The 12,916-nt window shown below is 62.0% G+C and carries 14 protein-coding genes and 1 pseudogene; 7 read left to right on the forward strand and 8 right to left on the reverse strand.

Annotation, left to right across the window (positions count from 1 at the left end; genetic code table 11):
- Positions 1–476: NnrS family protein (locus FN369_RS06985; RefSeq protein ID WP_142525463.1), on the forward strand; the 476-nt coding region annotated here is incomplete at its 5' end.
- Here the strand turns inward: FN369_RS06985 and FN369_RS06990 are convergent.
- Genes FN369_RS06990 through FN369_RS07005 form a run of 4 tightly spaced genes read right to left on the reverse strand, consistent with a single transcriptional unit; the run spans position 473 to position 3,885 of the window.
- Complete coding sequence (locus tag FN369_RS06990; protein ID WP_142525464.1) at positions 473–1,165, reverse strand: ABC-type transport auxiliary lipoprotein family protein; 693 nt, start codon at positions 1,163–1,165, stop codon at positions 473–475. The two genes, FN369_RS06985 and FN369_RS06990, sit on opposite strands and share 4 nt — an antisense overlap.
- Positions 1,162–1,977, reverse strand: a complete 816-nt coding sequence (locus tag FN369_RS06995) for an MlaD family protein (protein WP_142525465.1) — start codon at positions 1,975–1,977, stop codon at positions 1,162–1,164. The genes FN369_RS06990 and FN369_RS06995 overlap by 4 nt, the downstream gene beginning before the upstream one ends.
- Positions 1,967–2,755, reverse strand: coding sequence for an ABC transporter ATP-binding protein (locus FN369_RS07000; RefSeq protein ID WP_142525466.1), 789 nt, complete (start codon positions 2,753–2,755; stop codon positions 1,967–1,969). The genes FN369_RS06995 and FN369_RS07000 overlap by 11 nt, the downstream gene beginning before the upstream one ends.
- Positions 2,752–3,885 carry an ABC transporter permease gene (locus FN369_RS07005; protein WP_142525467.1) on the reverse strand — a complete coding sequence of 378 codons (1,134 nt, stop codon included), beginning with the start codon at positions 3,883–3,885 and terminating at the stop codon, positions 2,752–2,754. The genes FN369_RS07000 and FN369_RS07005 overlap by 4 nt, the downstream gene beginning before the upstream one ends.
- Positions 3,886–4,260: 375 nt before the next feature.
- On the opposite strand from FN369_RS07005, the pseudogene mscL reads away from it, so the two are divergent.
- Positions 4,261–4,670: pseudogene (mscL, locus tag FN369_RS11570) on the forward strand (large-conductance mechanosensitive channel protein MscL).
- Here mscL and glgP read toward each other — a convergent pair.
- Complete coding sequence (glgP, locus tag FN369_RS07015; RefSeq protein WP_142525469.1) at positions 4,667–7,192, reverse strand: alpha-glucan family phosphorylase; 2,526 nt, start codon at positions 7,190–7,192, stop codon at positions 4,667–4,669. The pseudogene mscL and the gene glgP overlap by 4 nt on opposite strands.
- Before the next feature lie 95 nt (positions 7,193–7,287).
- Here glgP and FN369_RS07020 point away from each other — a divergent pair, with 95 nt between their 5' ends.
- The 3 genes from FN369_RS07020 to FN369_RS07030 are packed head-to-tail and all read left to right on the forward strand — an operon-like array spanning position 7,288 to position 10,229.
- Positions 7,288–8,058 carry an ABC transporter ATP-binding protein gene (locus tag FN369_RS07020; RefSeq protein ID WP_142525470.1) on the forward strand — a complete coding sequence of 257 codons (771 nt, stop codon included), beginning with the start codon at positions 7,288–7,290 and terminating at the stop codon, positions 8,056–8,058.
- Positions 8,051–8,842 (forward strand): ABC transporter permease, encoded by a 792-nt coding sequence (locus FN369_RS07025; RefSeq protein WP_142525471.1) that lies wholly within the window; start codon positions 8,051–8,053, stop codon positions 8,840–8,842. Before FN369_RS07020 ends, FN369_RS07025 begins: the two co-directional genes overlap by 8 nt.
- A gap of 25 nt (positions 8,843–8,867) precedes the next feature.
- A complete protein-coding gene (locus tag FN369_RS07030; protein ID WP_142525472.1) occupies positions 8,868–10,229 on the forward strand; it encodes a glycerate kinase type-2 family protein in 1,362 nt (453 codons plus the stop codon).
- 11 nt (positions 10,230–10,240) lie between these two features.
- Here the strand turns inward: FN369_RS07030 and FN369_RS11170 are convergent, their stop codons facing one another.
- The gene (locus FN369_RS11170) at positions 10,241–10,405 is read right to left on the reverse strand and encodes a hypothetical protein (RefSeq protein WP_178087737.1); all 165 of its coding nucleotides are present in this window, start codon (positions 10,403–10,405) and stop codon (positions 10,241–10,243) included.
- A 226-nt stretch (positions 10,406–10,631) separates the two neighbouring features.
- Here FN369_RS11170 and FN369_RS07035 point away from each other — a divergent pair, with 226 nt between their 5' ends.
- Positions 10,632–11,192, forward strand: a complete 561-nt coding sequence (locus FN369_RS07035) for a DUF4337 family protein (RefSeq protein ID WP_142525473.1) — start codon at positions 10,632–10,634, stop codon at positions 11,190–11,192.
- A gap of 17 nt (positions 11,193–11,209) precedes the next feature.
- Positions 11,210–12,394, forward strand: coding sequence for an ankyrin repeat domain-containing protein (locus tag FN369_RS07040; protein WP_142525474.1), 1,185 nt, complete (start codon positions 11,210–11,212; stop codon positions 12,392–12,394).
- A gap of 12 nt (positions 12,395–12,406) precedes the next feature.
- Here the strand turns inward: FN369_RS07040 and FN369_RS07045 are convergent, their stop codons facing one another.
- Entirely contained in the window at positions 12,407–12,640 is a 234-nt protein-coding gene (locus tag FN369_RS07045) for a DUF4032 domain-containing protein (protein ID WP_142525475.1), read from the reverse strand.
- Positions 12,641–12,692: 52 nt separating this feature from the next.
- Positions 12,693–12,916: hypothetical protein (locus FN369_RS11325; RefSeq protein ID WP_218580020.1), on the reverse strand; the 224-nt coding region annotated here is incomplete at its 5' end.

Below are 12,916 nucleotides of genomic sequence, written 5' to 3' on the forward strand. Positions count from 1 at the left end.
CGGGGGGAGCGCTGGCGGGCGGACTCCTTCGGACCGGGGCGGTCATCGGCTATCTTCTCTTTTCGATCCCGGCCTCTCGGGAACTCTTTGCGAAGGGGACGGTCGCCGGTTGCGCCCGGTTGGCTCTTTCTTTTTCGGTCCTCGGGCTTCTGCTGGCTGCCTTTTCCTTGCCGCTGCGGGTCGCCTGGCTCCATCTCTTCTTCCTGGGCGGAGCGGGTCTTCTCATCCTTACGGTCGCTTCCCGCGTCATCCTGGGCTTCAGCGGGCGTGGAGAGCTGCTCACAGACCGCTACGGGCCGCTTTCCCAAGCAAAGTGGTGGATTCTCGGCGCGATCCTTCTTCGGGTCGCGGGAGGTCTGGTGCCGGCGCGGAGGGGTCTTCTTCTTTCGGAAGCCTCTCTTTTCTGGTTGGTGGCGCTTCTCCTCTGGGCCTGGTCGACGCTGCCCAAGGTACGTTGCCCCGATGTGGAAGCCTAGCTCTTCGGTTTCGGAAGCGTAGGGGCGGGCGTTTGGTTCGCATTTTCCGCCGCTTTTTGGGCGGCGAGATCCGCCTCCCGGGCATACTTGGCGAGAAGCGGACCGGCTTCGACGAGAATTTGGCGCAGGCCGGTGCTCCACCCTTCCATGAGGGCGGAGGCGCTCCGCTCCCGCAGAGGGATCCGCCGGGAAATCGTCCCTTCCCAAAGGGGATTTCCCCCGGGGGCTTGAATGACCAAGAAGCGGAGGGAGATCACCGCAGCCGGCGAGGAGCGGGGACGGAAGTCTCCGTAGAGCTCGCGGACGGAAATTTCGGCGAAGGAATGGGTCAAGACAGCGCTTCCGCCGGCGACGACCATTTGAAAGAGACCGGAATTTTGGAGCGAGTCGCTGACCGCCGAGCGGATCAAGAGTTCGGGGGATGTAAGAAAGTGCGCATAGGGATCGCGTTCGAAGCGGTAGTCTGCCGCTCGGTAGACGAAATCCTGTCCGGCGTAGGCGGGGACGACGCGCACGGAGCGAAGGACGAGCGTAGGCTTGGGAGCGTCCGTCTTCGAAGGCGCAACGACGGAAGGAACGAACCCGAAGGATTCCGACGGGAGGCGGTTGGGTCGGCTGATGCAACCGAGCAGAGGCAGGCAGAAAAAGAGGAGGAAAACCCAGGAGAGGGTGCCGATGGCGCCATTCATCGATGGGGTTGTCCTTGGAGGCTCTCAGGCCGAGCGGGGGCTTGGCCGAAGAGGAAGCCTGCGGGATAGCGCCGGAGGTCCCCGATCAGCTCGTTGAGGTTGGCCGACGTTTCGCGGAGCTGGGCGAGCGTCCGGTCGGTTGTCTCGAAGAGCGCGGGGAGATTTCCGGAAGCCAAAGTCGTGGTCGTCTCATCGAGGAGAATTTTGATCTGGTTGTTCGTATGGCGGAGCTCCCCCAGAAGGCTATTGGCACTCGCACCGAGACCCGGGAAGTCGATGGCCGCCAGTTTTTCGAGCACGATCTCTACCTGTTGCACGATGTCTTTGAACTGACCGGGGGCCGAGGGGATGTAGAAGTTCCTCGGTTGCCAGGGGACCGACAGGGGAGGAAAACGCTTGGGGTCGACGTGCTCGAGGGCAAGCATGCTCGTTCCGGTGATTCCTTGACCTTGAATGCGTGCTCGTAAGCCGTTGTGGATCTGTGTTTGCAGGTACCTCTTTTGCTCCTCCCAGTTCGATCCCGGAAAGGTGCCCGGATTGATCTCCGCAACCACAAGGACGGCATGGGAACGATATTGGGGGTATTCCGTCCACGTGAAGGAGACGCGCGTTACCTTGCCGACGGGCACCCCGTGAACGAGGACAGTCGAGCCGACGGAGAGGCCGGCTACATCGCCGGGAACGTATGTTTCGAAATAGTAATGTTTCTGGAAGAGATCCCGAAGCCCGAAGGCGAGCAGGCCCGCAACGAGAAGGCCCGCAGCCGCCAGCACGAAGAGGCCGATTTTGATGTCCTTGGTCTTACGGCTCACGGAGCTCTCTCTTTCCCGAGGATTGGCCCTCTCGGCGGAAGAAGTGCTGGACTAGGGGAATGGTTGAAGTATCGCGCAAGACTCGAGGATCCCCTTCCGCAAGGATTCTCTTGGTTTGAGGGTCGAGAAGGATGACGCGATCGGCGATGGCGAAAATGCTCTCCAACTCATGGGTGACCATTACAAAGGTGATGGTGAAGTCGTTGGCAAGTCTTTTGATCAGATTGTCCAAGTCGGCGGAGCTAACCGGATCGAGGCCGGCGGAAGGCTCGTCCAAGAAGACGATCGCGGGATCGAGGGCCATAGCCCGGGCGATCGCGGCCCGCTTGCGCATTCCACCGCTGAGCTCCGAGGGCATCTTCTCCGCGGCGGCCAAGAGGCCGACTTGGGCGAGCTTGGATTCCGCGACCGCATCCCTTACGGCGAGGGGCAGGTAGGTGAAGACGTCCAACGGAACCCGGACATTTTCGCGGACGGTCATCGATCCGAAGAGAGCGCCGTTCTGGTACATCACCCCGAAGCGTTGCAGAAGCTCGGTTCGTTCCCGCCCTTCGAGCGCCCACAGATTCTTTCCTTCGATGAGTACCTCTCCGGCCCGGGGGGGATAAAGCCCGATGATATGCTTGAGCAAGGTGCTCTTGCCTGAACCGGAGCCTCCCAGGATGGCAAAGATTTCTCCCCGTTTTACCGAAAAGGAGATCTCTTCGAGAATGACCGTCTCCCCATATCCGGCGCGCAGGTTGCGAATCTCGATGATGGGATCGGACGAAGCCGTCATAGGTTCAGCAGGTAGAGCAGGAGCGAAAAGACGGCGTCGGCGATGATGATCAAGAGAATACCGGTCACGACGGCTCCGGTCGCCGATGCTCCCACCGCAGCCGGGCCTTGCCGGGTACGCAGGCCGAGGAAGCAGCCGCTCGCGGAGATGAGCAGCCCGAAGACGGCCGCTTTGGCGACCCCGATGAGAATGTCGTGGATGCGAACGGCGGAATCCATCTGGTGGTAGACCGCTTCCAGCGGATAGCCCAAGCCGATCATCACGAGAACTCCCCCCAGGATGCCGACGAAGATCGAATAGATCGTCAAGAGGGGGGTGGCGATCATCCCCGCGATTACTCGTTGAATGACGAGGAAGCGGATAGGGTCGACTCCCATCGTCCGGAGCGCATCGAGCTCCTCGTTGACCTTCATGGTCCCCAGCTCTGCAGCAAAAGCCGAGCCGGAGCGGCCCGCCAAGAGGATGGCCGTCATGATCGGACCCATTTCCCGGATCATGAGCAGGCCGATCATATTCGCGATGAAGATCTGAGCGCCGAAAGCGGCGAGCGGGCGGGCCGATTCGAAGGCGATCACCAGACCGATCAGAAAGCTGATCAGAGAAACGATTGGAAGGGCATCCACCCCTGCCGACTCGAAGATGCGGAAAAACTCCCGAGGCCGAAAGATGCGCGGCTGAAACGCGGCGGCGAGCCCCCGGGTCAAGCCGCCGAGAAAGGCCACGGCGTCACCCGCAAGGGTCACCTCCTCGATCGCCGTATGCCCGATCGTCCCGATCAGCCCCTCGGCCTCTTCCGCCGATCCGGCCGCTTCGCCCGCGGTCGACGTCGGAGGTTCGAAGGTGCGCACCCATTCGGGAGGGAGCCCTTCGATCGCGACTTCCGCCTGGAACCGCTCCTCGGCTTGCCGGCGGAGAAGTTGCAGAAAGGCGACCCCGGCGCTATCCCAGCGGTCGACTCCGGCCGCCTCGATCCGGAGGCTTCGAAACGACAGGCGGCGCAAGCCGCGCCGGATCGCTTTCCAAGAGCGGGAGACGCTTTTGGCATCGAGTGGGCCGACAAGGCGCAGCAGAACCCTCCCCGAATCCTCCCGAAGAATTTCGAAGCGGAAACCGCTCGATGAGCGGGACAAGGCTTCTTCCGACACGGAGTCGACGATACGTCAGACCCTTGGAGCGCAAAAGCAGAGAAAAGCGATCGATTGGAGGAACTCCTTTTCGGGGAAGGAATTCGTCGCCGAGATCCAAGAGAGGAACGGAAGAAAATGGCTTGTCAAGGAAAGAGAAGTAGTTTACTAGAGAGTTCGCCGGCATGCCCCATAAACCTCCCCCGGCTGGCAAAAGGACGCCGCTCGCCTCGGTGCTTCCGCTTTTGCGCCTTCCCCACCGCCGTCGTGCGGCTCCACTGGGAAACCGCGCCCTTCCTTCCGTCCAAATCCTCTTGAAATCCTCTTGTTGCGACTCAAGTAGGAGCCTTTCCGAGAGATCACCGAATACAAGGGGGAAAGATGGCCGCAAAGCTACTGGAGGAGTTCACGCAGTTCGCGCTCAAAGGGAATGCGATCGATATGGCGGTCGGGGTCGTGGTCGGAACGGCGTTCAACAAGATCGTCGATTCGATGGTGAACGACCTGGTCATGCCGCCGCTCGGAATCGTGATCGGCGGGGTCGACTTCAAGGATCTCCTTTGGGTGCTCAAGCCCGCCGTAGTCGCGGGGGGGAAAGTGGTGACCCCGGGGTGGCGATCCGCTACGGGCAGTTTTGCAACTCGGTCATCCAATTTCTGATCATCGCCTGGAGCGTCTTCCTCGCCGTCAAGGCGATGACGAAGCTCTCCACCCTGCGCCAGGGGCGGGAAGCCCCGGCGGGAGAGCGCTCGGCTCCGGCGGGCTCTTCGGCCGCTGCTCCTAAAAGCTAAGCATACCAGAGGATCTGGTTGGCTTCGATCGGAGCGAAGATTTCGGGATGAAAGGGCCGGACGCGCGGCGTGTAGTCGCCGGCCGGTCTGCCGCTCGGTACGACGGCGCGGTAGAGAAAGGCGTTAAAGGCGCCCGCCAGCGGCTCGGCCCTCTCCATCGACAACACGAAGGGCTTGTCTCCTTCTCCATCCCTTGGCTCCGCGTAGAGATCCACCCGGACCCATTGGGGGGAGATCTCGTCCAAATAGACCGGCACGCAAAACCGCATCTCGCCTTCCGCGGTGTCGACCGAAAGAGGTCCGAAACGGACCTCCCTCCAATGGAGCGCGATCTGCCGAAGCTGCTCTTCGAGCTCGCGGGCGCGAGCGCCGTTCTTGGCCGATCGTTTTTGGAAGGCGGCATTGAGCGGATGGTAATATTCCTCGGTATACTGGCGGACCATTCGATTCGTGGAAAAGTAGCCGGTAAGCTGCGCAATGCTCTCGCGAAGCTTGGCGATCCATCCGGTAGGAATCCCCCGCGAGTCGCGGTTGTAGAAGGCGGGAGCCACTTCCTGCTCCAAAAGCCGGTAGAGCTGCTCGGCCTCGGCCGCATCCCACGCCGGATCCTCTCCATGCTCCCGGCCGTCTCCGAGCGCCCAGCCGACCTCCGGGCAGTAGGCTTCCGCCCACCAACCGTCGAGTTCTGAGAGGTTCAAGCCGCCGTTTCCCAAGAGCTTCATGCCGCTTGTCCCGCTCGCCTCCCAAGGCCGCCTCGGGTTGTTAATCCAGAGATCGACGCCGGAGACGAGCTCCTTGGCCATCCGCATGTCGTAGTCTTCGAGAAAGACGATGCGCCCGTTGACTTCGGGCCGTTCGGCAAAGGCGTTCCAACGGCGGATGAGTTCCTTGCCGAAGCTATCCGCAGGGTGGGCCTTGCCGGCGATGACCAGTTGCATCGGCGCGCTCGGATTCGAAAGGATCCGGAGGAGGCGATTCGGATCGTGAAGGAGGAGGTCGGGTCGCTTGTAGGTGGCGAATCGGCGGGCGAAGCCAAGGGTAAGGGTGTTCGGGTCGAAGACGCAGGAGCAGGTAGCCATCTCGTCCGCGACCTTTCCGAGAATGGAGCAGCGGCACTTCCTGCGCTTACGGATCGCCAGGATGAGCTTCATCCGGCTTTTCATCCGGAATTCCCAGAGATCGAGATCGCCGGTTTTCCGAAAATCGTCCGCGAGAACCTCGGTGGGTTGCCGCCAGCGGTTGGGTCCGCAGACTTTCGTCCAGAGAGCATCCGTTTCGGCCGAATGCCAAGTGGGGACGTGAATCCCGTTGGTCACATGACCGACGGGTACTTCCTTTTCCGGCCAGCGCGGAAAGAGAGGCTGGAAGAGCCTGCGGCTGACCTCCCCGTGGAGGCGGCTCACCCCGTTGACGGCGGCGGATCCCCGAATGGCGAGGTAGGCCATGTTGAGCGGCTCGTCCCGCCCTCCCTCTCCTCGACCGAGGCGGAGGAGCTCTTCGATCGAAATGCCCAATTCCGGGGCGAAGTCGGCGAAATAGCGGCGGATGAGATCGGCCGGGAAGCGATCAAAGCCCGCCGGCACCGGGGTATGGGTGGTGAAGAGATTGCCCGCCCGAGTCGCCCGGAGGGCGACCGCAAACGATTGGCCGGTCTGCTTGGCGAAGCTGCGGGCCCGCTCTAGGACCGCAAAGGCGGGGTGCCCTTCGTTGAGGTGGCAGACTTGGCAATGGATTCCCAACCCTTCGAGCGCGCGCCACCCGCCGATGCCGAGAGCGATCTCTTGGAGCAGGCGCATTTCCAAGTCTCCTCCGTAGAGGGCTCCCGTGATCGTCCGGTCAGCCGGGGTATTGACCGGGTCGTTGCTGTCGAGCAGATAGAGAGGTACTCGGCCTACGGTCGCCTGCCAGACGCGGAGGACGAGAGGGCGTCCCGGCAGGTAGACCGAGACGCGAAGCCATTCCCCGGAGCAATCGCGGACCGGAACGACCGGGAGGAGGGTGGGATCATTGTAGGGGAAATATTCCACCTGGCGGCCATCCCACGCGATTCCCTGGCGAAAGTATCCTTGTTGGTAGAGGAGCCCCACTCCGACCATCGGAACGCCGAGGTCGCTTGCCGCCTTGAGGCAGTCCCCGGCGAGGATCCCCAAGCCGCCCGAGTAGATAGGCAGAGATTCGTCGAGGCCGAACTCCATGCTGAAGTAGGCTACGCCCTGGAGGCCGTGGAGGCTGTGGGTCCTGTCGAACCAGGTCGGGCATTCCAGGTAGGTCTTTCGCTTTTCGATTTGATTCCGCAACTCCTCCAGGAAGACCGGATTTCCGCGGAGCTGCTCCAAGCGGGTCTCGGAGATGCGTTCGAGGAGAAACCATGGGTTTGTGGTGGCATCCCAGAGCTCCGGATCGACCATCTGCCAAATCTTGTCGGCCCCCGTGTTCGAGAGCCACAGCAAGTCGGCGGCGAGATCCTCCAATCCGTCGAGCTCGGAAGGAAGTGGGCGAGCCAAATAGTGGGTAAGGGACATGTCACCCTTTTAGCGTCTCGGGGAAGCGGAGGCGACAGAAATGGCGTTCGTTTCCTTTTCCCCTCGTTTCTGCGAGGATGGGAGAAGAGCACGGGATGGGCGAGTTTGTCATATCGGTCGAAGAGTTGCGGAAAGAGTTCCTGCGCGATCGTCCGGTCGTGAACGGACTCTCCTTTTCCTTGCGGCGGGGTGAGGCGCTCGGGCTCTTGGGCCCGAACGGGGCGGGAAAGACGACCGTCATCCATCTTCTCCTCGGACTGACGACCCCCACATCGGGAAAAATTACGATTTTCGGCCTTCCGATGCCCGAAAAACGGGTAGAGGTTCTCGAGCGCCTCAACTTCGCCTCCGCTTACGCGCTTCTTCCCTCGAATCTGACCGTCCGCCAGAACCTGATGACCTTTGCCCGTCTCTACGGGGTGGCCCGTCCACGGGAGAAGATCGAGCGGCTGTTGTCGGAGTTGGAGATCGGTCCTCGGATCGACCAGGTTACGGGACAGCTTTCCGCCGGAGAAGCGGCCCGCCTCAGCCTCTGTAAGGCACTCCTCAACGAGCCCGAGATTTTGCTGCTGGACGAGCCGACCGCGGGCCTCGATCCCGACATCGCGGACAAGGTGCGCCAGCTCCTCCGGCGGCTCCGGGCCGAGCGCGGGATCGCGATGATCTACACCTCGCACAACATGCGGGACGTGGAAGAGGTGTGCGACCGCGTTCTCTTCCTTCGGAAGGGACGTTTGTTGGTAGAGGGGAGCCCTGAGGAAGTCGTTCGCAGCTTCCGTTGCGAAGACCTGGAGAAGCTCTTTATCCAATTGGCTCGGGAAAGGAAGCAGGATCTTCCCGGGGCGATCTCCGAGGAGCATGAGTAGGGGGCGGATTTGGGCTCTGGTCCTTCGCTATACTTATGTCTATCGGAGGAGCGTTCTCCGGATTCTCGAGATATTTTTCTGGCCGGCGGTGGATCTGCTCGTTTGGGGCTTTCTCACGCTCTATCTCGAGCAGCGCGAACGGGAGCTTCCCTCGGGAGTCACCTTTCTCGTCGGGGCGGTGATCTTTTGGGACGTCATCTACCGATCCCAGCAGGGGATTACGATCTCCTTCCTGGAGGACGTCTGGTCCCGCAATCTCCTCAATCTCTTTTCCGCCCCGGTCCGCGTCAGCGAGTTTGTGGGCGCGACCTGCGTCGTCGGAATCCTGAAGACCGTGGTGGTCGGGCTCTACTTGGCCCTGCTCGCCTTCTTCCTCTACCGCTTCAACTTACTGGCCGTGGGGCCGTCGCTTCTGCCGCTTTTCGTCAATCTGCTCTTGATGGGATGGGCCCTCGGGATCGCGACGACCGCACTCCTTCTGCGGTGGGGGCAGGCCGCGGAAGCGCTCGCCTGGGCCGTGCCGTTGGCGATTCAGCCCTTTGCCGCAGTCTTCTATCCGGTGAGCGCTCTCCCCTCTTGGTTGCATCCGCTGGCTTGGGCGATTCCCGCGACGCATGTCTTCGAGGGGATGCGGCTGGCCCTTCGCGGGGGCTCTGCGTGGAGCCACCTTCTCTTGGCGACGCTGCTCAACTTCGTCTACTTGGCGCTCGCCGGCCTCTTGTTCTCCTTTCTCTTTTCCGAGGCGAGGCGAAAGGGACTCCTCGTGAAGATCGGCACACAATGAGCGAAGGGCTTCGGCGGAGACGGGGATGAGGCGGATCCTCCTACAAGACGGTCCTGGGAGAGTCGGACGGGACGGTCTCGCCGATGCCGCCCTATCGATTCTCGAGGCGGGACTCCAGGCGGTCGAGCCGGGGGAAGCGGTTCGCCGAACGGTGCGAAGGGAAGGAGAGAGGCTTTACGCCGGGGGAAGGGAATACCCGCTCGAAGGCGGGAGAGTGCTTCTACTCGCGGCGGGGAAGGCGGCCGGCGGAATGGCTGCGGCTCTCGAGGAAATCTTGGCCGGGAAATTGGCCGGAGGGCTGGTGACGCTGCCGGCGGGAGCCGCTCCGCCCCGGCTTTCCCTTCCGGTGCGGATGGCGGGGCATCCGCTCCCGGATGAGGCGAGCGAACGATGCGGGAAGGAGGTGGTCCGCTTGCTTCGCGATGCGAGAAGCGAAGATCTCGTCCTCGTCGCCCTCTCGGGGGGAGCTTCCGCCCTTTGGAGCCTCCCGGCGCCCGGGATCGGCCTTGCCAATCTTCGGGAGACCACCCGGCTTCTCCTTGCAAGCGGAGCCCCAATCGAGGAGATCAATGCGGTTCGCAAGCATCTCGACCTCCTCAAGGGGGGAGGAATGCCGCTACTGGCCCCGTCGGTCCGCTGGCTCTGCTTGATCCTCTCCGACGTCGTAGGAGACCGGCTCGATCTGATCGCTTCCGGTCCAACGATGCCCGACCCGTCTCGTTTTTCCGACGCCTGGCGCGTCCTGGAGCGGCGCGGACTCCTCGGTCGTGTCCCGACCGCTGTGCGGGCTCGATTGGCCGATGGCCTGGCGGGAAAACTCCCCGAGACTCTGAAAGCTGGCTCCCCGCAATTCGAGCGAGTGCAGAACGTCTGCGTGGCTAGCGCGCAAGATGCCCTCGATGCGATCCTCCGATCGGCCCGGGCGAGGGGCTTCGCGGCCGCCTGCTTGACGAGTTCGCTCCAAGGCGAGGCGTCGCAGGTGGGGCTCGTGTTGGGGAATATTCTTCGAGAAGAAGCCGTTTACGGACGGCCGCTGCCGCTCCCCTGCGCACTCGTGGCGGCGGGAGAGACGACCGTGCGTATCGTTGGGGAGGGGAAAGGGGGACGAAATCTCGAACTCGGCCTTTCTGCCGCCTCGCGGATCACGGGGCTCGACCGAGTGCTGCTTGCTTCCTTGGCGAGCGATGGTGTCGACGGCACAAGCGGGGTCGCCGGTGCCCTGGTCGATGGGACCACCTGGAGCATCGCCGAATCCTTAGGGCTCGATCCCGATGGATGCTTGGCGCGGAATGATTCTCTGGCTTTCTTTCAGGCCGTCGGCGGCCTGCTGCAAACGGGTTGGACCGGCACGAACGTCAACGACTTCAGCCTACTGCTGGCCCAATAGGTCGAGTTCGTTTACTCGGGCAGCATCGGGGATTCCGGACGATCTCCTTGCAACCAGCTAAAGGCGGCCGCCAGCCCGAGAGCCAGGATCCATCCTCCGAAAAGCAAAAAGAGCACCAGGAGACCGCAAGAAGCGGCTACCCCAGTCGCCAAAGTCGCAATCAAATTAATTAACATAATACTTCTCGCTTTTACTTCTTATGCAGCTTACGATTATTTCTATTCAACTGTGCGCAGACTATAAGCTAACGGAATAGTTTATCCAACAAAAACTCTATTTCGTCTTCTTCTTTTTTGGCGGTGAAGGGCGCCAGCGAATGGCCTTTTCCGCGTCTGTTCGTTAGGATGGGGAGGCCGTTTGCGCTTCCTCGGCCCTCGTCCGGACGGAGGCTTGACGTTTTGCATGGAAGACGAAACCTTAAGGGAAAAGACGCGGGAAGTCGTCGCCGACGCGCTGCGCGAGGCGGAGAGGGCGGAGAAGTGGCTGCTCTCTCTCTCCTTTTCGATCATCCTAATGGCGGTTTTCGGAACGATCGCGGGGACCGCAGCCGAAGAGGAGGTAACCAGGATGATCGTGTTGCGCAATGAGGCGGTGCTGCTCCAGGACAAGGCGACCGATGCCTGGGGATACTTCCAAGGGAAATCGATTCGGGAGAGCCTCTATCGGATGGCGAATCGCCTGAAGCCGGATCCGTTCTTCGAGCGGGAGAGCGCGCGCTACGAGAAAGAGAAGGCTTTGGGAAAGCAGCAGGCGGAGGGTTGGGAACGAGAGGTGGCGGCTCGGATGGCGGAAAGCGAGCGGGCGTTGCATCGCCACCATCTTCTTCGGACGGCGAGCGTTCTCTTGCAGTTGGCGACCGCCGTGGGATCGGTGGCGGCGTTGGTCAAGCGGAAGAGCGCTTGGGTAATCTCGCTTGTGATTGCGCTTGCGGGAGTCTTGATGTTCGTTTGCGGATCCTGGTGAAAGGCGCGGTGGAAGGAATGAAAAGCAAGGCGGAGCGGTCGACGACTCTTCGCTGGGTTGCGGGAATCATCCTGGGGATTTGGTTCCCGGGGGGCGGCCTCGTCTCCGGAGCCCGAGATCTCGGGGAGGAGCGAACTTTTCCGGAAGGCGGGCGCTGGGTTTTCCTCCACCACTCTCCCGACATCGTCGGCTACCAGGATCCCGCCTTGGCAAAAGGCCAGGAGGAGGGGGAGACCGACATCTCCTGCCTTCTGGTTCTCCCGTCCATATCCGAGGGGCTTGGACCCCGGGAGAGGCTCGACCGGCTTTTGCAGGACGCCTACCTCTCCTACTACAATGAGATGGTCGGCTCGCGGGCTCCCTACTTCCGCAGACAGAAGCTCTCGTTTTTCCTCATTCGACCGGGATCCCTTCCGAACGATCAGGGCCGCTTTTCCGGAAGCGAGGTCACGGCGGCGGGTACAATCGGCCTGGCGGAGATGACCGCTGCAGTCTTCCCTCAGGAGATCACTCGGAGGCAGATTCGAATTCGTTGGGGGCGGGGGGAAGGAGAGGCGAGCGGTTTCGCCGACGCGGTGGCGAAGGGAGAAGAAAGGGTGGAGCGGGAGGGCGGACGCCGCAGGAAAACTCTCTCTGCTCTCCGGGAGGCGATCGATGCCCACTCCCAAGCGCGCCTGGAGATGATCCTCGCTTCCGAACCACGCTATCCCATCGACTACGGGGGTGTCGAATCAGCCCTCGTGGAAGCGACCCGCCGCGATCCCCGGTTAGCGGCACTCCTGGTCGATCGGTATCAAGCCGACCCGTCGCCCCAAGCGGCGGCTCTGGTCGCCGCCCTGCCCTCCGCGGCGGACGAGGCGTCGATCCTTGCGATGCTCCAGAGCTTCTTCAAACATGGCCTTCGGATCAACGCGGCTTCGGAGACTGGGCAGACCCTGCTTCATCGATGCGTCGCGTTGCGTTACCCGACCGTAGTGACCTTTCTCCTTACGGAAGGGGCCAACCCGAACGTCCAGGACCGCGATGAGAGGACCCCTCTCATGCTCGCCGTGGAGCAGGGAGATGCACGGATCGCCAGGATCCTCCTCGAACACGGCGCCGATGCGCATATGCTAAGGAACGGTGCGGGAGAAAACGCCGCGCAGATCGCACATCGGCTGCGAGAGCCGGCGTTGGAAACGCTCTTGGAAGAAAGCCACTAAGGAGCCGCGGAGCTATTCGTGGCGCCGATGCTCCCGCCAAGCCGCACGATGGTGGAGGATCCAATCGAGCAATGCCTTCTCGAAGCCGATGTCGCGGCCTTGCTTCTCGCTCTCCAGCCATTTGTGCTTTAGGATTTCTTCCCGCTCCTCCAGATATTCGCGATAGAGTGCGGAGTTCGTAAGCAGAGAATGCCCTTCTTCCGGGGACAGAGACGGCGACGAATCGTCGTTGGAAACGCTCTTCATGGCTCTCGGAGCGAGCCTTCCTCCTGGGTTTGCGAATGCGAGGCGTCTCACGTCAAAGGCCTCGTTCGAGGATTGCTTGGCAGAGCATGCCCTCCTTGCGGAGCCACGGCGTCAGTTCGATAGCACGAACGAACGATGCCTCGTGGCATACTTCCGGGCTTCCGGGCCGGCGCTTGACGGCGGGATTCGGTGGGAGCATCCCGAGGAGGAAGCGGGTCGCCTGCCGTCGGCATCCTAAGTGCTGAGCGTACACTTGGCGGGCGGATCCGCCGACAC

Origin of the sequence: Methylacidimicrobium cyclopophantes (assembly GCF_902143385.2) — a bacterium.
Taxonomy (GTDB): Bacteria; Verrucomicrobiota; Verrucomicrobiia; order Methylacidiphilales; family Methylacidiphilaceae; genus Methylacidimicrobium; species Methylacidimicrobium cyclopophantes.